Origin of the sequence: Haloterrigena salifodinae, assembly GCF_003977755.1 — an archaeon.
In the GTDB taxonomy this organism is placed as follows: Archaea; Halobacteriota; Halobacteria; order Halobacteriales; family Natrialbaceae; genus Haloterrigena; species Haloterrigena salifodinae.
In genome coordinates, this window is record NZ_RQWN01000001.1 from 969415 (window position 1) to 991295 (window position 21881).

Consider the following 21881-nt stretch of genomic DNA (forward strand, 5'->3'; position numbering starts at 1 on the left):
GTCAAGCAACCGTGGGTGGGACTGAAAGGGGCTGCTGTTGAGCGGACGCGGAGCGTCCGCGATGTCCGGGGGAGCTTCGCTCTCCCGCTGCCTCCGGGAAGACGGACGACGTAAGCACCGCAGGCCAAAGGCCGAGGAGCGCAACGAGGCCATTGACCGGAGTCAGCAGGGGCTTTCGTGGTGGTCCAATCAGAAACGCATTGAGGAACGAGAGCCGCAGATCGAGAGCGCGCAGTGAGTCTTAGCCGTTAGTCGTCCGAGGCGATCGGCGTCCCGTCAGCACGGGCCGGCGCGGGGCTCGAGTCCAGCTCGTCGTCTTCAGCGTAGGGGTACCAGGTGCGCTTCGTGTTGTGCATGTACGGGTCCTCGTAGCTGGTCTCCTCGGGTTCGACCAGTTCGGCGAGTTCCTCGTCGTCGCGCTCGGCAACGAACTCGCGGAAGCTCTGGGCCTCGCTCTCGCGGGCGTCGGCGAAGTTCTCGAGCAGGTTCGCGATCGCGCCGGGGACCTCGTCGGCCGGGACGCGCTCGGTGACCCACGAGGCGAACTGGGGCTCCTCGCCGAGGCCGCCGCCGAGGCCGATGTCGAGCGCTTCGACGGGTTCGCCGTTCTTACGCGTCTTCATCCCGCGCAGGGAGACGTCGGCGATCTGGGGCTGGGCGCAGGAGGCGGTACAGCCCGAGAGGTGGATGTGGAAGTCCTCGACGCCGTCAGGAAGCTCGACGTTCGCCTTCAGCCAGCGGGCGAAGCGGACCTGCCGGTTCTTCGTCTCGACGATCGAGAGCGAACAGAACTCGGTGCCGGTACAGGCGATCGAGCCGCGCTGGAACGGGTGAGGATCGGGGCTGTACTCCTCGAGGACGGGTTCGGCGCGCAGATCGTCGAGGTTCTCTTCGGGGACGTCGGTGAAGATGATGTTCTGGCGCTGGGTCAGGCGAACTTCGCCGGAGCCGTACTCCTCGGCGGCGTCGGCGAGTTCGTAGGCGTCGTCGATGCCGATACGGCCGACGAGGACGTTCAGACCGACGTAGTAGTTCTCGTCGACCTGCTCGTGGACGCCGACGTGGTCGTGTTTGCCGTCAGCCTCGCCCGCGTTGTACGAGTACGACTCGCGGAGATCCTCGCCCGCGATCTCGAGTTCGAAGTCGACGTACTCCTCCTGCAGGGTCTCGCGGACCTTCTCCGGCCCCCACTCGTCGACGAGGAACTTAATGCGCGCGTTGTAGCGGTCCTCGCGGTCACCGTGGTCGCGGAACAGCGCGGAGAGCCCGCCGGCGACCTCGACGGCCTGTTCGGGCGTCGCGAAGACGTCAATGTTACGCGCAAAGCGGGGCTCGTTGCGCGAGAGGCCGCCGCCGACGCGGACGTTGTAGCCCGTGACGGTCTCGCCGTCGATCTCCTTTTCGGCGGGCTCGAACGCCAGATCGTTGATGTCGCCCTGGCCACAGCCCTCGTCACAGCCGGTCACCGAGACCTTCCACTTGCGGGGGAGGTTCGAGTGGGCCTCGTTTTGCTTGTACGTGTCGTGGAGCTCGTTCGCGAGCGCGCCGGCATCGATGTGCTCGTGTTTGTCCTTGCCGGCGACCGGACAGCCGACGATGTTTCGCCAGGAGTCACCGCAAGCCTGGACCGTCGAGAGACCGACGTCCTCGAGTCGTTCGTAGATCTCCGGGACGTCCTCGAGGCGGATCCAGTGCAGTTGAATGGCCTGACGCGTCGTCACGTCGATCCAGCCGTTCCCGAACTCGGGGTTCGCGGCGGGGCCGCGCGAGAACTCGTCGGCGATCTCGACGATCCGTCGGAACTGACCCGGCTCGAGAACGCCGCCCGACGGGCCGATCCGCATCATGAAGTACGATTCCTGTCCGGCCCGCTGGTGGTACAGACCGAACCACTTGAACCGCTCGAACCAGGCGTCTCGCTCGTCCTCGGGGATGGATTCCCATCCCTCCTCGGCGAAGCGTTCGATCTCGTCGCGAATATCCGTACCGTAGAGTTCGTCCTTCCACTGCTCGACGTCGCTTGGCATTGATCCCGCTATATGACCTGCACGTATAAGCCTCGCTGTCTGTCGTCAGTACTGCCCGGGTCTCGTCGGTCCCGGTCGTCATTGCCACTATCTACTACCGCTACTCTCGACTCGCGCACTCGCCGTCGGGCTCGACGCGCCACTGGACGCCCTCCGGATCGTACGGGCGGAACTCCCCGTCGACGACGCGGCCGACGGGGAGCCGGTCGATCGGGTCGCGAGTCCCGCACTCGAGGCACTGTCCGACTGCGTCCGCGAACACGATCGAGCCATCGACGCTCACGCCCACGAACGCCTCCAGGAGGACGTACGCCGGCTCACAGTCACAGAAAACACCTTGAGAAAGGGTCCAAACGTCGCTGACGCTTACTTGTCGGCTGTCATTGACGCTGATCCACGCGCCGTCGTCGAGCGTCCGCACTGCGATCGTCATACGTTCGGTTCACAGTCCAGCGGACTCCATCCGTCGTCCGGGGCAAGCCTTACCGGCGCGACGACGCCGGCTCGAGCGAAAACCGCACGAGGGAGTTGGCGTCGTCTCGAGATCCGAGTACGATGTAGGAGATATTATTGCCGGTTGTACCTCGCACCCGGCTCACTCGTCGTCGATATTGCCGCCGTCGGTCTCCGCGTTCCGTTCGATCCGCTCGACGGTCTGCCGTTGACTCTCGTCGTAGGACGCGCCCAGCGCGATCAGGAACCCGATGATCGCGGTCACGACGGCGATGCTGCCGACAGCGACGACCGCGATCTGGAAGACCGCGCCTGGAAGGACCTGCGCCGAGGTCAATAGCGCGATGGCCGTCACGGCCGCGACGAGCGCGAGCAGTCGACCGAACCGGCCCGTATTGAAGCCGTCGACGGCTTCGTCAGTACTGCCGCCGAGCAGTTCGTTGAGGACGCCCTCGTACTCGCCGCCGGCAGCCTCGTGCCCGAGCGAGTGAACCGAGTGGGCGACCCACAGTCCGGCCGTGAAGTTGAGCAGCGCGACGAACGAGACGAGGCCGACCTGTCCGGTGAGGAACAGTCCCGCGAGCACTGCGTTGGCGAACGCGAGTACCATGAGCGCGTGGACTGCAACCGATCGAGTGCCGAAGTCTTCGAGGAACGAAACGTGTGCGAGCTTCATGGTACCAATTGGCATCCTAAGGAGATACCACTGCGCCCTAACAGTGAAATCCCGATCGCACCGGTAGGCGGACTGCTATCATCACCGTTCTCACGGCCGCTACGGCCCCGTAGTCGACTCACAGTCATCAGTACTCGATCGCCCCTCGTCGGCTCCCGAGTCGCGTCGGTCGTTCAAAAGCGGCTGGCGTTCCCCGTAGGTGAGGACGCGCCAGAGCCACTCGAGGGGACCGAACCGGAAGTACCGTAGCCAGAGGACTGACAGGGGGAGTTGCACCGCCCAGACGAGCAGGACGACGCCGAGCGCCTCGACTCGAGTCAGCCGGCCGAACAGCCCGAGCCCGTGGCCGTAGAAGATCGACGTGGCGAGGACGGTCTGCAGAATGTAGTTGCTGAAGGCGGTCCGGCCGACGGCGGCCAGCGCCCGGGTCGCGAATCCCGCGGGACGCCACCGGCAGAACAACATCACGATTCCGACGTACGCGCCGGCGAGGGGGACGCTCCCCCAGTAGTTGAACTGCCGCCAGAACAGGGCCGCGCCGGCCGACCAGTCGTTGGCCTCGATGTACCAGACGCCGGCGAGGATCGCGGCGAGCCCGCTTGCGGCCCCGACGAGGATTAATCGGCGGTAGAACCGCGACGAGCGGTCGTTCGTCAGGACGCCCCACTTGAACAGCGCCATTCCGAGCAGCATGGAGCCGGCGACGCGCCAGGCGCTGTAGCCGAAAAAGCCCGACGTCTGGCGCTGGAACGCGGTCGGGGCCCGGTGGTCGAGCTGGGCGATCCAGCCGCCGCGGTAGGCCTCGATCTCGGACTGCAGAACCGATTTGGCCGGCCGCCACGAGTCTGCGATCGCGGCCGGATCCATGGTGAGCCCCGACGCCACCTCGATGAGCGACGGGATCGCCAGCAGGACGACGCCGAAGGTCGCTAGATCCCGCGGCTCGTGGTCCCGGAAGATGACGACGGCGATCGCACAGATCCCGTAGGCGACGAGAATGTCGCCGTACCACAGGAGGTAGGCGTGTGCGAGGCCGGCGGCGACGAGCAACGCGGAGCGGCGGACGTGCAAGCCGACCGCGGATCGTCCGCGCCGCTCGGCGCTGCGGGTGAACAACACGACGCCGCCGCCGAACAGGAGCGTGAAGATCGTGAGGAACTTCTGCTGGGCGAAGACGTGGCCGGCGAACCAGACCCAGTAGTTGGCCCCGGACAGGTCGCCGTAGGTCGTCGGATTCGTCAGCACCACCGACGGCATCGAGAACACCCGAATGTTGACCAGCAAAATCCCGAGGAGGGCGACTCCCCGCAGTACGTCGAGGCCGACGATACGTTCCGACGGCGGCGTCGGCCCGGTCTCGGAGGTCATCGCTTATTCGTTCCGAGGCGCGGCGGATACAAAAGAGGTGGTACAGCGGGCCGAGGCGACGAGCCGCGACACGGTTCCGTCGAGGGTCGCACGGACTCGAGCGCCCGTTCGACGGAGCGACCCGGGCGGCAACGGCGTTTCGAGGATCGCAGCCCACTTACCCACACCCCGCGAAGTCACGCCCATGCAGATCAAAGACCGGGAGCACGTCGAGGGCGGGCGTGAACGGGTGACGGTCGTCCCCGAGAGCGTCGACGACCTCTGGCACTTGCAGTACGTCCTCGAGCCCGGCGACCGCGTCGCGGGCGATACGACCCGACGGATCCAGCGCAACGACGACCAGATGCGCGACACCGGCGGCGAGCGCGAGCACATGTGGGTCGCCATCGCCGTCGACGACGTCGAGTTCCACAAGTTCGCCAACCGGCTGCGGGTCGGCGGCGAGATCGTTGCCTGCTCGCGCGAGGACCAGCTCGGATTCCACCACACGCTGAACGTCGAGGAGCGCGACGAGCTCTCGATCGAGAAGCGCTTCAAACCGGACCAGGAGGCCCGCCTCGAGGAGGCCGAGGAGGCCACCGAGAACCCCGACGTCGCCATCGCGACCGTCGAGGAGGGGCAGGCCCACGTTCACACGGTCGCCCAGTACGGCACCGAGGAGCGGGCGACGATCACGGGCACGACGGGGAAAGGCGAATACGCCCGCGGACGCTCGGAGCTGTTCGAGGAACTCGCGACGGTCCTGAAACGCCAGGACGCGGACGCGATCATCCTCGCCGGACCCGGCTTTACGAAACAGGACGCCTACAAGCACATCGAGCAGAACGAATCGGAACTCGCCGAGCAGATCACGATGGTCGACACGGCCAGCGTCGGGGACCGGGGCGTCCACGAGGTGCTCAAACGTGGCGCCGTCGCCGACGTCCAACAGGAGACCCGCATCGAGAGCGAGGCCGAGTACATCGACGAGCTCACCCGTCGCATGGCCGAGGGCGCCAAGGCCGCCTACGGCCCGGAACAGGTGAAAAAGGCCGCCGAGTTCGGCGCGATCGAGCGCCTGCTCGTCCTCGACGACCGATTGCAGAAGGAGCGCGGTCCCGACGGCGAGTGGGCCATGAGCGTCGACGAAATCGTCCGCACGACCGAACAGAAAGGCGGCGATGTGACCGTCTTCTCGAGCGAGTTTCCGCCCGGTCAACAGCTATCGAATCTCGGCGGGATCGCGGCGTTGTTACGGTACCGACTCGAGTAAGGCTCGGCGATACACGAGTTCGAAACCGTTCTCGTAGTCCTCGAGCGGCCACACCTCGCGCACCGAGCCAGCGAAACGATCGCGTCGGTTACGGGACGCTACTGGCGGCCAGCGCAGTCAACTCCAGCTTTCGGATCCGACACCAGTACCGCGCCGTGGTGGTGGCAGATTCTCGTCCGGAACGGTCGCTCGTGCCCGTGTTCTCCTCGGGTTGCTCACAATCGAGTTGCATGATTCGGATCATCGATCGGATAGTCCGTCGACGTCCGAAGCAACGGGCCGCGCGCCAATAAATATAATCTGAATTATATTTCAGTTAGTGGCGTTACTGAAATCCGTTTCACACGGAGCGAAGCCGCCGCCCGGCCGATGGTAGTGGTCCCACGGGTCGTCGATCGTCGCGAAACGGATAGCCCGCGTCACGGTTCGACCGCGTCTATCGACTCGACCGTTCCCGGATCGGCAAGCGTCAGGCGAATCGTGCTGTCGTCTGCGGTAATGGTAACCTGAATTCGCCACGGATCTATCGACCGGCGTTCGACGCGTCTCCCATCGACAACGAATGGGAGGGTCCAAACAGGCGCGTCACGGAGCGAGCGCCCGCGTTCGAAGAAGAAACTGACGACCGCGGGCCGGTCGAGGACCGCGCCGCCGACCGGGACGTAGCTGAAGAAACTGCACCGTCGACAGTCGAGGTGGACGGTGACGGGGTGGTCGGCCGCATAGTGGTCCTCCCGTGGCACGTCGGTCAGGAATCGACTCTGCACGTCGCCCGCACAGACGGGACAGATCCCGTCCCCAGCGAGATTCCAGACGTAGCGGGTCCGTCGGTCGAACGCCATTGCGACTTCCTCGATCGATCGCTCGACGACGCCGCCAGGGTCGAACGGGTACTCGAGCCAGACCCGTTCGCAGTCCGAACAGGAGACGCGGGCGACGTGATCGCGGTAGACGAACGTGAGCACGCTCCCACACTCGATGCAGTCCGTCTCGAGTTCTGCCGGCCCGAGATCGACGAGTTCGTGGAAGACACCGCTCTGAATCGCGTCGATCACTCGGTGCCCCGCGTACAGCAGTTCGTACGTCTCGTCGGCGTGGCGGACGAATCGACCCTCGAGTTTCGAGAGGTGGTAGGTGAACTGACCGCTGTCGTCGACGTCGACGGCGTCGTACAGTTCGGAGAATCCGAGGGCGTGATCGGATGCCCGCCAGAGCGCGAGCAGAATCTGAACCCTGATCTCGTGACCGAGGAGTTGGAACGCCTCCTCCGGATCGACCGCCGTCCGATCGCGGGGTGGTTCGGTCTCGCCCATGGGTGCCGTTCACCGGCAGATACCAATAAGTAGGGGCCTCACCGAGCGTCGTAGCGGTTCGATCTCGACGCGCGCGGGACGTTCGTCAACCCGCCGTTCACTCGGATCCGCCTCGCATCGCGTCGCTCGCTTCGATCAACTGGATCAGCACGGAGGCGAACAACGAACCCGAACTCCAGATCGCCGTCTCGCTGCCGTCGTCGTCGATAACGCTCAACAGGATACCGTCGTCGTCGACGATGACGATCCGTCCCGATCGCTGGTCCCCCTCGCGATAGGCGGGCGGCGTCTCGATTTCGACGCCGTCGATGGCGTCGATCCGCTCCCAGATTTCGTCGTTCCGGCTGACCGTGAGCACGGAGACGCCGGCTGCGGCCTGTTCCTCGAGCGTCCGTTCGATCGACTCCGTGAACAGTTCCGGGAGCCGCGTCCCGATGACGATCTTGCCCGTCGCCTGCGAGAGGAGGTCGACGACGCGGTCGTCGACGCGCTCGCGGCTCCGGACGGTCCAGATGTCCTCCTGGGTCTCCTCAGTCGTCGCTTCCTTTCTGACCGAGCCCACGTAGTCGAACGCCCGTTCCCGTTCGCGGTCGAACCGCTCCTCGAGGGTCTGCTGGGCCTCCTCGAGACTGACCGGTCGGTAGCGGATCGGACTCGCCTGCTGGACCTCGAGCAGCCCGCGGTCTTCCAAACTCTCCGCGACGCTGTAGACCTGCGAGCGCGGGACGTCGGTGACGCTGGCGACGTCTCGCGCCGTGCCGGACCCCAGCCGGTGGAGGGCGATGAAGACCTTGGCCTCGTAGCTGGTGAGCCCGAGACGTTCGAAGGCGTCGACGGCCTCGTTCTCGTCGTTCGTCACTCGTCGGACCCTCCGTTGGTATCCGAGGCGTCCGTTTCGGCGGGCGTGCCGCCGTCGCTGGCCGCCGCGGGACTGGCCGCACCCGGCCCGTCGAAGGAGACGTCGGGGCCGAGATAGCGCGTCCACAGCACCAGCAGCGACGGGAGGACGATCACGCTCGCGAGGAACGCGTACGTGATCGTCAGCCCGGTGATGATCCCGAACTGGCGCAACGCGGGCAGGATCGCGAAGGCGAGCGTCCCGAAGCCGCCGACGGTCGTCGCCGCGCTGCCCAGCAGCGCGCCGCCGGTGCCAGTGACGGTCGTCCGCAGTGCCGACCAGACGTTGCCCTGGCGCTCGAGCTCGAGCGTGTACCGGTCGCTGACGTGAATACTGTAGGCGACGCCGAGCCCGATCGTGAGGCTCGTGATCATCCCCGTGAGCACGTTGAAGGGCATGCCGATAAGGTACATCGTCCCCAGGATCCAGCTGACGGTGAAGGCGACCGGCAGCAGGGTCACGGCGCCAAGCGCCGCGCTGTCGCCGGTCGCCCAGTAGGCGACCGACAGAAAGACGAACACGGCCACGAGCGTGATCATGAGGCTCTCGAGGACGGTGTCGAGCAGATCCTGTTCGACGATGTGGCTGACGACCGGGTCGCCGGTGGCGATGGCGCTCCAGCGGCCGTCGCTGCCGTCTTCGACGTCGTCGGCGAATGTTCGCATCTCGCTGGTCGTATCGGCGGCGCTGGCACCGCCGTCGATACCGACGATCATGCGGGTTGCGTCGTACTCGCCGTCGTCGGTCCGGTGAAGGACCTGACTCGCGGCTTCCTCGTCCGCCTCGAACAGCTGGTCGTATAGCGCCGAGACGTTCTCGTCGGGGACGCCGTCGCCGTCGGTGTCGGCCGCCCGGAACGACTCGTTGAACGACTCGTTCTGCGCAGCGACCGATTCCATCGTCGAGAGCGGACCCTGAACGTCGGCCTCGCCGTTCGCCATCGTGTAGACGACGTCGCTCGCCGCGGCCTCGTCGCGCGTCCGGTTCAGCTGCTCGAGCAGTTCGGGGTCGTCGACGCCGCCGCCGTCCGCTTCAACGAGGATCTGCGCCTGGCTGTCCTCGCGCTGGAAGTGCTGATTGACGAAGTTCAGATCGTCCTTGGCCTGGTACTCGCCGGGGCTCATTCCGCCCGGCAAGTTGTCGGTCCACGCCGGCGGGCTCTCCGCGAGGAAGTCCTCTTCCTGGAAGCTGGTGTCGACCTGGGTCGCGCCGTAGGCTCCGCCGATCGAGAGCAGGAGCACGAGGGCGAGAACGACCAGCGGCGCCTTCCGAGCGGCTGTCGATCCGACCGTCAGCACCTCGCTGAAGCGGCCGCCGCCGGTCCCGAACGCCCGCTTACGGCGGTCGTAGCCGCGGGACTCGAGGAACTCGTCGAGTTCGACCTTCATCGCGGGGATCAGGGCGCCGAAGATGATCAGCGCGGCGACGATACCGATGGAGCTGACGATCCCGAACTCCCGAATGGGGCCGATCGGACTGACGAGGTTCGAGAGGAAGCCGATGACCGTCGTCGCCGTCACCCAGATGAGCGCGGCGCCGACGCCGGCCAGCGCGACCTTCATCGAGCCGCGGACGGAACCGGCCTGTCCGTCCTCCTCGCGTTGCTCGCGGTGGCGCATGAAGACGTGGATCGCGTAGTCGATCGAGAGCCCGATCAACAGGACCGGCACCGCGACGAACATCTGGTTGAACGCGATATCGGCCCAGCCCATGAAGCCGAACGTCCAGACGAGCACCGCGACGATTCCGACGACGCCCAGGACGATGTCTATCAGGTCCCGGTAGGCGATCAGCAGAGCGACGACGACGAACAGCAGGGCGAACGGACCGACGATGGCGAGACTGTCGCCCATCGACCGGTCAATCTCGTCGGTGATGATTCCGCCGCCGAAGACGATGTAGTCCTCGTCTTGGGCGTTCGCGAGGTCGCGGATATCGAGTTGGCTCTCGACGATCCGATCGCTGACGGCACCGCCGCCCATTCCGCCGCCGGCCGCGTCGCTTTGGGTCGATTGCGTGACCGACGTCATCCGCGTCTCGGCCTCGGTGCTGCCCGGTTCGTAGGACGAGGGCATCAGCGCGAGCGCGACGTTCTCCTGTCCGTCGCCGTCGGAGAGCGTCTGCTGGACGACCCGCTCGTACTCCTCGTCGTCGAGGCTCTCGAGGGCCTCGAGCTGGTCCTCAAGCGGTACCGTCCCCTCCTGAAGCTGAGTGTACTCGGCTTCGAAGATCCCGGTCGTCGCGCCGAGGCGAAGCTGTTCGAGGGTCGCGGTCAGGTTCCGGTACTCCTCGCTCGCCTCGTAGTTATCGGTCTCCTGTTCGATCTCCCAGCGGCCGGATTCGACCTCTCGAGCCTGTTGGACCAGCTCTTCGTACTCGGCGGCTCGTTCGTCGCCGAGCGCCGCCGACTCGGCCGTTTGCTCGATCGTCGCGTTGATTTCGGCTTCGGTCTCGGCCGCGGCCTGCTCGTTGCCGGCGGCGGTCTGGTTCAGGTACTCGCGTTGCAGTTCCAGCGTGTCGTTGAGTCCGGTCTCGAGTACTGCCTCGCGTTCGGCGAGATCGCCGCTGATCGCGGTGAACGCGACGAGGTTTTCGACGCCGGTGATCGACCGATTCTCCGCCAGCGTCGAATTGATCGACTCGTCGTTTCGAAGCTCCTGTTGGAACTCGAGCGAGGAGACCAGCGACTCCCGCGCAAGGACGTTGTCGCCGTCGCCGCGAACGATCACCTGGACGCTGGTGGTATTTTCCTCACCCTCTGTCGCGAAATAGGGGTCGGTCCCGCCCTCGGAGTTGCCCTGAATCCGCTCGAGGGCCTGCGCCTCCTGGGACTCGCTTTCGAACTGATCGAGCGACGAGGATTGGTCGACCATCGGCATCCCGACGCCGACGGCCGCCGTCAGCAACAGGAGGACGACGATGACGATCCGGGAATGATTCGTTACTGCGTCCGCGATACGATCCGGCGCGTTCATCCGTTCTCCCCCCCAATATCGTCCGACAATCGTCTGGAAACCATTCTGTTGTTATGATCCTACAAACTCGGGGTATAAACGTATTCGGATGCGAACACCTGCGCGTTGACAACACGCAAACGGGAACGCATACAAACGGGTAGCGAGAGGGAGGAGGCAGTCCCAACTCCCACGTTTTGGAGGTGTGAGAGAACATTCGTCCAGCCCAGATCGTAGAGATCCGGCTGCTCGTTGACCGGCACCTGTCGAAAACAGACACCGACCGATCGGCTACTCGATACTGATCGTCTTCAGGTCCTCGGCGAACCGGACGTCCCCGTCGTAGCGGGCGCCGATCGACTCGAGCATCTCGTCGTGGCGACCCTCCGTGTGCGGGTAGAGGTGGGTCAGGTAGACGCGGCCGATCTCGTTACCGGCTAGCGCCTGACCGAGCGTCTCCGGGGTGGGGTGGTTCGAGACGTCGACGCCGTCGGGGAACGAGCAGTCGTGGGCCAGGATGGCCGACCCGTCGGCGAAGTTTGCCAGCCCCGCGAAGGCCTCGCTGTCGCCGCTGAAGGTAAACAGATCGCCGAACCGGTAGGCGAGACAAGGCAACGAGTGACGGGTCTCGTAGGCCGAAACGTCGAACCCCGCGACCGAGAACTCGCCGGCGACGACCTCGCGGACCTGCAGGTCGAGTTTCCCCTGCATGTACTCGTGGACGTCGAGCAGGTCGTCGACCAGCGACTTCGTCCCCTGCGGCCCGACAATCTCGAGGTGGTCCTCGCCGGCGAGCCAGCGGGCCTTCATGAGCGGGAGCAGGTCGGCGACGTGGTCGAGGTGGTGGTGCGTGAGGAGGACCGTCGAGACGTTCTCGTAGCCGACGCCGGACTGCTGGAGGCGGTGGAGGACACCCGATCCGCAGTCGACCAGCAGCGTTCGGCCCTCATCCTGGACCAGAATACCGGTCTGGAACCGCTCGCCGGTCGGCATCGCGCTGCCGCTTCCGAGAAAGGTGACGCGCATACGATCCTCTCGCACGGCCTGTCCGATAAGCGTAGTCTTCTGGGCAGCCCAGTCGAGCGCCGCGACAGGGGGTCCGACTCGCCGCTGTCGGAGCCATTACCTCCCCCGCACTCGTTGGCGGCGGTATGCGCGCTGCTGTACTCGAGGCCTACGGCGAACCACTGTCGATCGAGTCGGTCGAGCCGCCCGAACTCGCGCCCCACGGCGTCGTCGTCGACGTCGAGGCCTGTGGCATCTGTCGAAGCGACTGGCACGCTTGGCAGGGACACGGGGAGTGGGCCGACGATCAGGTGCCGCTCGGACAGATCCTCGGCCACGAGCCCGCGGGTCGGGTCGCGCGGGTCGGCGACGACGTCGACGCGCTCGCGGTCGGCGACCGCGTCGCCGTCCCGTTCAACCTCGGGGAGGGGTCGTGCTACCAGTGTCGCAACGGCCACGGCAACGTCTGTGAGGACGGCTACGCGCTCGGGTTCGAGTCGAGCGTCCCCGGCGCGTTCGCCGAGCAGGTCCACGTGCCCCACGCCGAGTTCAACGTCACGACGCTGCCCGACGGCGTCTCCCCGGAAGCAGTCGCCGCGCTCGGCTGTCGGTACGTCACGGCGTTCCACGCGCTCGCACACCGGGCCGATATCGACGCGGGCGACTGGGTCGCCGTCCACGGCTGCGGCGGCCTCGGCCTCGCGGCGGTCCAGATCGCGACCGCACTGGGCGGCCGGGCGATCGCCGTCGACGTCCGCGAGGAGCCCCTCGAGATGGCCGCCGATCTGAGCGCCGAGGAGACGATCAATGCCTCGGCGCTCAAGGACGGCGAGAACGTCCCGGACGCTATCGACGCGATCACCGACGGCGGTGCCCACGTCTCCGTCGACGCCCTCGGGCGCGCCGAAACTTGCCGCAACAGCGTCGACTGCCTCCGCATCCGCGGCACACACGTCCAGATCGGGCTGACGACCAGCGCCGAGAAGGGGGAAGTCGCCCTGCCCGTCGACGAGATGACCCGTTGGGACGTCACCGTCGTCGGCTCCCGCGGGATGCCGCCCTCCAGGTACGACGAACTGCTCAGGATGATCGAGGGCGGCCGGCTCGAGCCGGAGCAACTGGTCACGCGGCGCGTCGAACTCGAGGACGTTTCGGATCGGCTCGCGGCGATGAGCGATTACGAGACACAGGGGTTCGAAGTCGTCACGGCGTTTTCGTCCGCGAGCGAGTGACCGAGCGGCGTCAGCGTTCGGCTCGCGGGTCGACGGGTCGACCGGCGGTCAGTCGAGATAGCCGAGTTCGGTCAGCGCATCCTGCAGCGTGACGATTCGAAGGTCGTGATCGAGGGCCGTCTCGATGGTAAATTCGATCCGCTCGGCGGGGAGCGTATCGTACTCGCTGTGACCGCCGACGATTCCGAGGACATCCTCGGACGCGACGGTCGCCATGAACGTCTCGATCTCTTCGGGCGTCGATCGATCCGTTTCGATGTACCGACGGTGCAATTGCATCGGCTCGAGGTCGTCGATCGGGTTGAGCCCACCGACGCCGGTCCGGTAGTTCGGGACGGCGTCGTAGTACTCCGGGATGAGGGATTCGACGAGTCCGTCGGTGCGCCCGTACGGGTAGACGAACCCGGTCACGTCGATCCCCCAGTCTTCGATTCGGCGCTTCGAATCGGCGAGGATCGTCCGCAGGAACGATTCGGTGTAGCGGACGTACGCGGGGTTGGTCGCATCGAGCGGTTGGTCGATCGGCTCCTCGAGGCGGATGTACTGGCCTTTGTCGTCGGAGCCCTTCCCGGCGACCGTCGCCTCGACCGTACGTTCGCCGTCGAACAGTACGATCGGATCGCCCACGTGATCGCCGTGGCGATTCGTCTCGACGTAGATTCGGTCATGGCCGGCCTCCGCGTCGGACTCGAGGCGAATCCGTCCGACCGATCGATGTCTATTCGTGTGTGACATTACCTCCCACCCGGCGTCGTGCAGTTCTCCGACGTGGTGCGGATTCAAATTGCCTGACGACTGCACGAGATCGGGACAGGCGCCGATACACGCGGGGACATCGTATCGCTCGTGAACGGGGTACGTCATCGTGTAGTCTTCGATCTTCGAATCGTCATATGTGAAGACGACCATCCCCGCGTCGCCGGTCCGTTCAGGAGCGTTTCGTCCGTCTCTCGGTTCCCGTTCAGGGCTCGAATCCTGTTCAGGGTCGTCATCACCGTTGCTGGACCCTGTCGGATGGAAGCATCCCGCCATTCCCAGTATCGTCGCCGTTCCCGCGGCGAGAGCGTTTCGTCGATTCACAGACCGGGTGTCAACTGTCCATTATATGAATAGTTGCTTTCTTATAAGAGGGATGGGAAATATAGCCTCCAAATATACATGGTTGATCATGTTTGTTAGACATGCAACAACTGTAATCGAAGTACTAAATCGGACGCTTGACGGCCTATAAGCTCGAAACGAAAAATGCGGGCCGATATCGTAACTCACGAAACGTTGCCGTCTCCGATCGACCAGCGGCGATGAGCAACTACGAGACTCGCGGCGTGGACGCCGTGACGGTGCTATAAGCGACGGCGCCCCGAACGTGATCCGATCGGCGTTATCGACTCTCTTCCGATCTGTCCGCTCTGGCCTGCTCGTTCGTAACGCGGTCCTCGCGGGTGAACAGGAACCGATCGAACGTCTCCGCGTACGAACCGAGCACCGGCTCGCCGGCGGCCGTGTCGATCCCGACGGTCCGCGACGTCGCGGCCGTCGCGTACTCGTCCGCGGCGATGTTCGGATCGTAGGCGGCGAACGTCACGTCGGTATCGCCCTTGTCGTACGCGTAGAGGAGCACGTAGTGACCCTCGACGACGTTTGCACCGGTGATGGTCACCCCCGCTGATCCGTACTCGTCGATCGCGGCGCGGAGCTCGCGCGCCTGCGACCGGTAGTCGATCCGTTCCGGACGGAGGAGCGGCAATCGCTGTACCCACGAGTCGACGTCGGTGAACTGGCTTCGGTGAAACCGTTCAATATCGTCCCGCACGGGCGTCGCGGATCGGTCGACCGGCACGTCGATCTGAGTGATCTCGCTGGTCGAGTCCCGGTCGACGGGAACGGCGGCCGGTACTTCGGCGTACCACTGCGCGACCGCGGCCATGCCGTAGCAGTACCCCTTAGTTCCGAACAACCAGTCGGCGTTCGAGAGGAGCCGATCGACGATCGCGCCGATCCCCGACCGCAGCGCTCCGTCCGACGAGCGCCCGCCCAAGTCGAGAAACGACGGGCTCACGACCGATGCCAGGCGATCTCGGAGGTCGCTCCGGGAGACGAGCTCGCTCGGCGACGGCGACTCGGGGGGCGTCGCGTAGTTATCGAACCCGAACCCGTCGATGGCTGGATCGAACGCGACCGCGTCGGCGTCCGAATCGGGCTCGGAATCCGACGCGAACGGACCGTACTCTCGCGCCGCGATCGACAGCGCGCCCGCGCCGGTCGAAAGCGAGAGCGCGCCGAGCAGTCGACGACGAGTCAGTCGAGTCATGGTATGGGTTGAGTACGGGCTGTCCGAAGTGGCGACCCCACGGCTCGAGCGCCGGGATACGGCGGCTAATCGACTCGTCCAACTCCGCAGTTCCGTAAGGACGGTCGCACTTCCTCCAGTTCGGTCTGTCGCCGATCGACGATATATACACAGGGCCTGCGACTGCCACGCCGTCGCCGGCCTCGATCCATTCGAACACGTTCACTTTCACCTCGCTGTCCAAACTCTCTTACATACCGGCCCCGGAGACGACGGTAATGAGCGGGAACGACGGCCTCGAGTTGCCGATCGCCGACGACGCCCTCCCCTTCGATCCCGACGCCGTCACGATCGAGGACCGTGACGTCTTCGACCTCCTCGAGCCGGCGGTCCAGGAGTGGTGGCTCGAGGAGTTCGGCGAGTACGTTCCCGAGAACGAGGGCTTCTTCACGCCGCCCCAGCAGGGGGCGATCCCGAAGATCCACGAGGGGACGAACACGCTGGTCTGTGCGCCGACCGGGAGCGGGAAAACGATGTCGTCGTTCCTCTCGATCATCAACTACCTGTACGAACGCGACCGCGACACCGAGGACGGCCTCGAGAACTCCGTCTACTGCCTCTACGTTTCACCCCTCAAATCGCTGGCCAACGACATCCACCGCAATCTCGAGGTGCCCCTCGAAGGGATCGAATCCGTCGTCGCCGAGCGGGACGACGGGGCGGAAATGGGCGAGATCCGCCACGCCATCCGCCACGGCGACACCTCCTCGAGCGACCGCCAGAAGATGCTCGAGGAGACGCCCCACATCCTCAACACGACGCCCGAGACGCTCGCCATTCTGCTCAACTCGCCGAAATTCCGTGAGAAGCTGCGGACCGTCGAGTACGTCATCGTCGACGAGATCCACTCGCTGGCCGCGGGTAAGCGCGGGACCCACCTGTCGGTGAGCCTTGAGCGACTCGAGGCGATGGTCGACCACGACATCACCAGGATCGGCTGCTCGGCGACGATCGAACCGCTCGAGGGGGTCGCAGAGTTCCTCGTCGGACGGGACGAACCCGGCGGGCCATCGAGAGACTACGAAATCGTCGACGCCCGCTTCGCCCGCGAGTTCGACATCGAACTCGAGTGTCCGACCGACGACCTGATCCACACGCCCCGCGAGGTCGTTCAGGAGCGATTCTACCGGATGCTCCACGAGCACATTCAGGAGCACACGAACACGATCGTCTTTACGAACACCCGCTCGGGCGCCGAACGGGTGTTGCACAACCTGCGCGAGGGGTTCGACGCCTACGATGAGGAGAACTCTGGCTGTCACCACGGCAGCCTCTCGAAGGACGTCCGCCACGACGTCGAGAAGCGGCTGAAGGAGGGAAGCCTCGACGTGGTGACCTCCTCGACCTCGCTGGAGTTGGGGATCGACATGCCCCACGTCGACCTCGTGGTGCAGGTCGGCTCGCCCAAGTCCGTCGCCGCCTTGCTCCAGCGCGTCGGCCGCGCGGGTCACCGCGTCGGCCAGACGGTGACCGGTCGAGTCATCGCCCTGGATCGGGACGAACTCCTCGAGTGCGCCGTGATGCTCAAGAAGGCCGAGGACGGGTTCGTCGACTCCGTCTCGATCCCGGAGAACGCACAGGACGTCGCCGCCCAGCACGTCTACGGGATGGCCATCGCCGAGATTCGGCCCGAGAGCGAGGTGGTCGGCATCCTCCGGCGGGCCTACCCCTACCGGAATTACAGCGACGAGGAGTGGGAGTCGCTCGCCCGGTACCTCACCGCCGACTACGCGGGCCTCGAGGACAAGAACGTCTACGCGAAGATCTGGTGCGACGAGAACGATCCGCCCAGTGGCGAGCACCACCACGAGGAGTACCCCGTCGGACGGCCGCTGATCGGCAAGCGCGGCCGGCTGGCTCGCGTCATTTACATGACCAACATCGGGACGATTCCCGACTCCTTCACCTGTGACGTCAAGACCCGCGCCGGCGACGAGTGGGTCGGGCAGTTAGACGAGAACTACCTCGACACGCTCGAGAAAGGGGACGTCTTCGTCCTCGGGGGCGACCACTTCGAGTATCGGTACCGACGGGGCTCGAAGGTCTACGTCGACCGCACGAGCGCGCGACCGACCGTCCCCTCGTGGTACTCCGAGCGGCTGCCGCTCTCCTACGATCTCGGGCGGGAGATCCTCGCGTTCCAGGGCAATCTCCTCGAGCGCTACGACGCGGGCGGTCCGCCGCGAGTCCGCGCGTGGCTCCGTGAGTTCCCGCTGGACGACGACAGCGTGCGTGCGATCGCGCGGCTGTTCGAACACCAGCTCCGGTACGCGGGGAACGAGAGCGTCAGCACGACCGACCGCCTCGCGATCGAGGTCGTCCGGGACCGCGACGAGTACGAGCGCCACTATTACGTCCACTCCGCCTACGGCCGGAAGTTCAACGACGGGTTCTCGCGGCTGCTTGCCTACCGATGCGCCCAGGAGGCCACCGCCAACGTTCGCGTCGCCGTCGCCGACAACGGGTTCGTCCTCTCGATGCCCCTCAATCGGAAGGTCGACGTCGAGGGGATCCTCGAGGACCTCGAGGCCGACGACGTCCGCGAGGATCTTCGGAGCGCGCTCTCCGGCACTGACCTCCTCCAGCGGTACTTCCGGATCAACGCGACCCGCTCGCTGATGATCTTAAAGCGCTACAAGGGCTACGAGAAATCGGCGAGCGAACAGCAGGTCTCGAGCGAGATGCTGCTCGGTTTTGCCGAGGACCTCGAGGACTTTGCGGTCATCGAAGAGACCTACCGCGAAATCCTCGAGGACAAACTCAACGTCACGGAGATCGAGGAAATCGTCGGCGACATCGCAACCGGCGAGATCGCGGTCGAACGCACGCTGCTCGACTCGCCGACGCCGCGAGCGTTCGGGCTGGCGACGCTGTCGGCCAGCGACGTCGTTCTCGCCGAAGACGAGAGCGCCGCCCTGCAGGCGTTTCACGAGCACGTCCTCGAGGAGATCGGCGAGGAGTCGCTTCGCGGACTCTCTACGGACTAGACGCTCGAGCGCGTCAGTCGTTTCGCACTCTATCGGAATCGTCGACTCTCGTCACGTATCCGGAGCGATATGCTCAGTCGAACTGATCGTCTATCGGTCGGTCCTCTTCGAGAGGAGTGTCTAACAACATACGCCCTACAACTACCATCAAACACCTATTCATAGATGTACTCAAATATATAGGAATGGTTTCATTATGGAGGACATATAGTGAAATACGCAATAGAGGGCATATAGGGCCCGATAACCCCGGACGAATGGGGTCCAACTAACGTCGTCTTCTCCAAAAGTGGTTGGAGAGGATAAATGCCCTAAAATAGGCCAAGGGATACTCTAGCTCCGCTGCGGGAATTATGGGGAAATTTATCCCAGAAATACCAGCCATATGATCGTAGGGCCCTAACATAACATATTCGACAATCGTCGCTGGCGAGTAGACCGTCGATCGCCGGTGCCTGTGTTCGATTGAATTCGTCTTTCGTGGGAAAATACATATGTTGTCCTCACGTCGCTTGTGGTATGAGTTCTCCCACCGTACTCGAGGAGTCGCGCGCGATCGACACACACGCTCACCAGCCGACCAGCGAGTTCCTCCACGACGCGGGGGGACAGATGATGCGGGACGCGGCCGATCGGTTCGGCGCCGACCTCGAGCCGGACACGTACGAAAACATGATCGAGGAGTATCGAGAGGCCGGGGTCGGCCGGGCCGTGTTGCTCGGCTGGGACGCGGAAACGAACACAGGCAATCCTCCCGTGCCGAACGACTACGTCGCCGAGGTCCGCGACGAGTATTCCGACTTCTTCATCGGGTTCGGCTCCGTCGATCCGCTCAAAGACGATTGCGTCGAGGAGGCGATCCGCTGCGTCGAGGATCTGAATCTCTCCGGGTTCAAGTTCCAGCAGATCGCCCAGGGGTTCGACCCATCCGGCCCCGAGCACGAGGAGCTGTGGGCGACCATCGAGGATCTCGGGGTTCCCGTCGTCTTTCACGGGGGAAACTCCACCCTCGGCGCGTGTTCTCCGGGCGGTCGTGGCCTGAAGATCAAGTACGGCAACCCGATGTTGATCGACGACGTGGCGGCCGATTACCCGGATCTCCAGATTCTTATCGCACATCCCGCCTACCCGTGGGAGAAAGAACAGCTCGCGATCTGCCAGCAGAAGGGCAACGTCTACATGGATCTCTCGGGGTGGATGCCGAGGTACATCGACGAGCAGGTGCTGCAGTACGCCAAGTCCCTCCTCGCGGACAAGGTCATGTTCGGGACCGACTACCCGATGCTCGAGCCGGAACCATGGCTCGAGCAGTTCGCCGCCCTCGACTTCGACGAGGAAATCCAGCGGAAAATCCTCTGGGAGAACGCCGAGGAGTTCCTCGATCTGTAGTCCGTCGGCCGTCTGCGGGCCGTCAGTCCGCGCCATCCGATCGCCTTGCCACGGAGTGCTACCTATCGACTCGTGTCTACCGAGCGAGTTGCTCGGGTCTCGGGGAACCGACTTCTCCACTCTCGTTCGAATTACGGAAACAACCGCCGTCGCGAACGCGCCCAATTGAATTACAATGGTACTTCTGTAATCCGACATCTCTCACAGCAATATATTACACCGATACTGCTGTAAGTCCAGGTTGATTGGATCGTGGGATTGACGGCGGAATCTCGGAACTAGCACTCGAGACGCCGAATACGAGAAGTATCTGACATCGAAGATCGATGTATGCGGAATGCCGTTCGAAAGATTCGAACGCGATAGCGATGAGTCGGCGTCGAACCGGCGGGAGAGAGCGCGAGTTCGACGGAGACGAGTCGGTGAGTTCAGTGACGAGAGATTGGACCGAGTTCGGTGACGAGACGAGTGGGTAAGGGTGAGCGCTGGGACGAGCGAGCGACGATGGGCCGCTACGAGTGGGCGAGGTTGATCTCCACTTCGTTGGTCGCACCGAGCAGGAGGGATGGAAGTTCCTCGGTCATCAGGTCGTCGCGGAGTCGGTTCGCGGGGCCGGCGACGCTGATCGCGCCGATGGCCGTCCCCGACTCGTTTCTGATCGGGGCGCCGACGGCGTGGACGCCGATGACCGATTCCTCGCGGTTGAACGCGTATCCTCTGTCGCGGATCGTCGCGAGCTGGTCGTAGAGCGTGTCGCGCTCGGTGATCGTCTGGTCGGTCTGTGCGGCGAGGCCGTAGTCCTCGAGGATCGACTCGATGCGGTCGTCGGGCAGGTGCGCGAGGATGGCTTTGCCGGCGGCGAACTGGTGGAGATACGTCCGCTGTCCGATCCGCGCGTGGGTCTTGACGGAGTGTCGTCCTTCGGCGCCGTAGATGTGGACGCCCATTCCGCGCTCTTCGATCACACACCAGACTTTCTCGTTGGTTTCCGCGGCGAGTTCGTCGACTTTGGGTCTGGCGACGTCGTACAACCGGTGGCGGTTGCGCACGTGAATGCCGTAGTCGAGGAACCACGTACTGATGCGGTAGACATCGCCCTCCCGGACGAGCAGCCCCCGCGACTCGAGTGTTTTCACGTGCCGGTGAACCGTACTCTTCGCGAGGCCGAGTTCGTCGGCGATGTCGGTGATCCCGGCGCCGTCGTCGCGTTTGAGCACGTCGACGATGTCGAAGGCCGTCTCGACGGTTTCGACCGGCCTGTGTTGGGATTCGCTTACCATGCGTTGGCAATCGTGATGAATCGGCAAAAAGCTGTTCCCGCTGTTCGAACGCCTCCCGGTTCGATTCGGCGAACCCGCGCCGGGGCGGTCGAACGACTACGAGGTCTGGGAGTACTTCTCGACCCACTCCTGGAGCGTGATCCCCATCGTCGCCTGCGTGATGGCGTTCGACGACGCGGAATTCGCGCTCTTGACGAGTTCGGCCTCGAGCGTGCGCGTGGGGACCTCGCCGAGGAAGTGCGGGATCGCGCGTTGCACGGCGAGCGGACAGCCGACCTCGTGGGCGAGGGCGTACCCCGAGATGGAGTGGGGGATCTCCTCACTGACGTATCGCGGATTGGGGTCGGCGAGCAGTTCGTCGTCCACGAAGTCGGGGTACTCATAGCACTTGCCGACGTCGTGGAGGAGACACGCGGCGACGATCACGTCGACGTCGGGGTCGGCGCCGTGGAACGCCCGCTGTTCGCGGGCGGTCTCGAGCGCGATACGCGCGACGCCGCGAACGTGTTCGACGTTCGTGACCTCGTGGATGTTCCAGGCGTAGGGGATGTCCTCGACGTCTCGCCAACCGCCGCGCTCTAACCCGAGCACCCACGCTTCGACGACCCGTTCGCGCAGGTCGTCGTCGTCGATCCGCTCGAGTTCGGGAAGCGCGTCGCGGACCTGACTCTCGAAGTCGCGGTCGGTGTTAGACATG

At 64.7% G+C, this 21881-nt stretch carries 16 protein-coding genes; 4 read left to right on the forward strand and 12 right to left on the reverse strand.

The window, feature by feature from the left end; translation table 11 throughout:
* Nucleotides 1-248 precede the first annotated feature (248 nt).
* From EH209_RS04970 to EH209_RS04985, 4 genes are all read right to left on the reverse strand, one after another.
* Nucleotides 249-2027, reverse strand: a complete 1779-nt coding sequence (locus tag EH209_RS04970) for a nitrite/sulfite reductase (protein WP_126661812.1) — start codon at nucleotides 2025-2027, stop codon at nucleotides 249-251.
* Nucleotides 2028-2127: 100 nt separating this feature from the next.
* On the reverse strand, nucleotides 2128-2460 hold the full coding sequence (locus tag EH209_RS04975) for a hypothetical protein (RefSeq protein WP_126661813.1): 333 nt from the start codon (nucleotides 2458-2460) through the stop codon (nucleotides 2128-2130).
* Nucleotides 2461-2622: 162 nt separating this feature from the next.
* The gene (locus EH209_RS04980; protein ID WP_126661814.1) at nucleotides 2623-3156 is read right to left on the reverse strand and encodes a hypothetical protein; all 534 of its coding nucleotides are present in this window, start codon (nucleotides 3154-3156) and stop codon (nucleotides 2623-2625) included.
* Between the two features lie 99 nt (nucleotides 3157-3255).
* Nucleotides 3256-4524 carry a DUF418 domain-containing protein gene (locus EH209_RS04985; RefSeq protein WP_126661815.1) on the reverse strand — a complete coding sequence of 423 codons (1269 nt, stop codon included), beginning with the start codon at nucleotides 4522-4524 and terminating at the stop codon, nucleotides 3256-3258.
* Between the two features lie 184 nt (nucleotides 4525-4708).
* Here EH209_RS04985 and EH209_RS04990 point away from each other — a divergent pair, with 184 nt between their 5' ends.
* Nucleotides 4709-5776, forward strand: coding sequence for an mRNA surveillance protein pelota (locus tag EH209_RS04990; RefSeq protein WP_126661816.1), 1068 nt, complete (start codon nucleotides 4709-4711; stop codon nucleotides 5774-5776).
* A gap of 419 nt (nucleotides 5777-6195) precedes the next feature.
* Here EH209_RS04990 and EH209_RS04995 read toward each other — a convergent pair whose 3' ends face one another.
* The 4 genes from EH209_RS04995 to EH209_RS05010 form a co-directional block, all read right to left on the reverse strand.
* Nucleotides 6196-7089, reverse strand: a complete 894-nt coding sequence (locus EH209_RS04995; RefSeq protein WP_126661817.1) for a winged helix-turn-helix domain-containing protein — start codon at nucleotides 7087-7089, stop codon at nucleotides 6196-6198.
* 97 nt (nucleotides 7090-7186) lie between these two features.
* Nucleotides 7187-7948, reverse strand: a complete 762-nt coding sequence (locus tag EH209_RS05000; RefSeq protein ID WP_126661818.1) for a TrmB family transcriptional regulator — start codon at nucleotides 7946-7948, stop codon at nucleotides 7187-7189.
* The gene (locus tag EH209_RS05005; protein WP_126661819.1) at nucleotides 7945-10962 is read right to left on the reverse strand and encodes an MMPL family transporter; all 3018 of its coding nucleotides are present in this window, start codon (nucleotides 10960-10962) and stop codon (nucleotides 7945-7947) included. The genes EH209_RS05000 and EH209_RS05005 overlap by 4 nt, the downstream gene beginning before the upstream one ends.
* Before the next feature lie 270 nt (nucleotides 10963-11232).
* Nucleotides 11233-11967 (reverse strand): MBL fold metallo-hydrolase, encoded by a 735-nt coding sequence (locus tag EH209_RS05010; RefSeq protein ID WP_008894222.1) that lies wholly within the window; start codon nucleotides 11965-11967, stop codon nucleotides 11233-11235.
* A 125-nt stretch (nucleotides 11968-12092) separates the two neighbouring features.
* On the opposite strand from EH209_RS05010, the gene EH209_RS05015 reads away from it, so the two are divergent.
* Complete coding sequence (locus tag EH209_RS05015; protein ID WP_126661820.1) at nucleotides 12093-13178, forward strand: zinc-dependent alcohol dehydrogenase family protein; 1086 nt, start codon at nucleotides 12093-12095, stop codon at nucleotides 13176-13178.
* Between the two features lie 48 nt (nucleotides 13179-13226).
* On the opposite strand, the gene EH209_RS05020 is transcribed toward EH209_RS05015, so the two are convergent.
* Together EH209_RS05020 and EH209_RS05025 are read right to left on the reverse strand one after the other, a co-directional pair.
* Nucleotides 13227-14210, reverse strand: coding sequence for a polysaccharide deacetylase family protein (locus EH209_RS05020; protein WP_343132683.1), 984 nt, complete (start codon nucleotides 14208-14210; stop codon nucleotides 13227-13229).
* 349 nt (nucleotides 14211-14559) lie between these two features.
* Nucleotides 14560-15489 carry a hypothetical protein gene (locus EH209_RS05025; RefSeq protein ID WP_126661822.1) on the reverse strand — a complete coding sequence of 310 codons (930 nt, stop codon included), beginning with the start codon at nucleotides 15487-15489 and terminating at the stop codon, nucleotides 14560-14562.
* A gap of 257 nt (nucleotides 15490-15746) precedes the next feature.
* Here EH209_RS05025 and EH209_RS05030 point away from each other — a divergent pair, with 257 nt between their 5' ends.
* Complete coding sequence (locus EH209_RS05030) at nucleotides 15747-18515, forward strand: ATP-dependent helicase (protein WP_126661823.1); 2769 nt, start codon at nucleotides 15747-15749, stop codon at nucleotides 18513-18515.
* A 519-nt stretch (nucleotides 18516-19034) separates the two neighbouring features.
* The gene (locus EH209_RS05035) at nucleotides 19035-19904 is read left to right on the forward strand and encodes an amidohydrolase family protein (protein ID WP_126661824.1); all 870 of its coding nucleotides are present in this window, start codon (nucleotides 19035-19037) and stop codon (nucleotides 19902-19904) included.
* A gap of 512 nt (nucleotides 19905-20416) precedes the next feature.
* On the opposite strand, the gene EH209_RS05040 is transcribed toward EH209_RS05035, so the two are convergent.
* Nucleotides 20417-21184 (reverse strand): IclR family transcriptional regulator, encoded by a 768-nt coding sequence (locus EH209_RS05040; RefSeq protein WP_126661825.1) that lies wholly within the window; start codon nucleotides 21182-21184, stop codon nucleotides 20417-20419.
* Nucleotides 21185-21280: 96 nt separating this feature from the next.
* Complete coding sequence (locus tag EH209_RS05045) at nucleotides 21281-21880, reverse strand: HD domain-containing protein (RefSeq protein WP_126661826.1); 600 nt, start codon at nucleotides 21878-21880, stop codon at nucleotides 21281-21283.
* Nucleotide 21881: the final 1 nt, after the last annotated feature.

What these genes read in the sequence shown, in the direction of transcription:
- EH209_RS05045 (WP_126661826.1), bottom strand. Translation starts at nt 21,880, where the DNA reads ATGTCTAACACCGACCGCGACTTCGAGAGTCAGGTCCGCGACGCGCTT.
- EH209_RS05035 (WP_126661824.1), top strand. Translation starts at nt 19,035, where the DNA reads ATGAGTTCTCCCACCGTACTCGAGGAGTCGCGCGCGATCGACACACAC.
- EH209_RS05010 (WP_008894222.1), bottom strand. Translation starts at nt 11,967, where the DNA reads ATGCGCGTCACCTTTCTCGGAAGCGGCAGCGCGATGCCGACCGGCGAG.
- EH209_RS04995 (WP_126661817.1), bottom strand. Translation starts at nt 7,089, where the DNA reads ATGGGCGAGACCGAACCACCCCGCGATCGGACGGCGGTCGATCCGGAG.
- EH209_RS04985 (WP_126661815.1), bottom strand. Translation starts at nt 4,524, where the DNA reads ATGACCTCCGAGACCGGGCCGACGCCGCCGTCGGAACGTATCGTCGGC.
- EH209_RS05005 (WP_126661819.1), bottom strand. Translation starts at nt 10,962, where the DNA reads ATGAACGCGCCGGATCGTATCGCGGACGCAGTAACGAATCATTCCCGG.
- EH209_RS04970 (WP_126661812.1), bottom strand. Translation starts at nt 2,027, where the DNA reads ATGCCAAGCGACGTCGAGCAGTGGAAGGACGAACTCTACGGTACGGAT.
- EH209_RS05040 (WP_126661825.1), bottom strand. Translation starts at nt 21,184, where the DNA reads ATGGTAAGCGAATCCCAACACAGGCCGGTCGAAACCGTCGAGACGGCC.
- EH209_RS05015 (WP_126661820.1), top strand. Translation starts at nt 12,093, where the DNA reads ATGCGCGCTGCTGTACTCGAGGCCTACGGCGAACCACTGTCGATCGAG.
- EH209_RS05030 (WP_126661823.1), top strand. Translation starts at nt 15,747, where the DNA reads ATGAGCGGGAACGACGGCCTCGAGTTGCCGATCGCCGACGACGCCCTC.
- EH209_RS04980 (WP_126661814.1), bottom strand. Translation starts at nt 3,156, where the DNA reads ATGAAGCTCGCACACGTTTCGTTCCTCGAAGACTTCGGCACTCGATCG.
- EH209_RS05025 (WP_126661822.1), bottom strand. Translation starts at nt 15,489, where the DNA reads ATGACTCGACTGACTCGTCGTCGACTGCTCGGCGCGCTCTCGCTTTCG.
- EH209_RS05020 (WP_343132683.1), bottom strand. Translation starts at nt 14,210, where the DNA reads ATGGCGGGATGCTTCCATCCGACAGGGTCCAGCAACGGTGATGACGAC.
- EH209_RS04990 (WP_126661816.1), top strand. Translation starts at nt 4,709, where the DNA reads ATGCAGATCAAAGACCGGGAGCACGTCGAGGGCGGGCGTGAACGGGTG.
- EH209_RS04975 (WP_126661813.1), bottom strand. Translation starts at nt 2,460, where the DNA reads ATGACGATCGCAGTGCGGACGCTCGACGACGGCGCGTGGATCAGCGTC.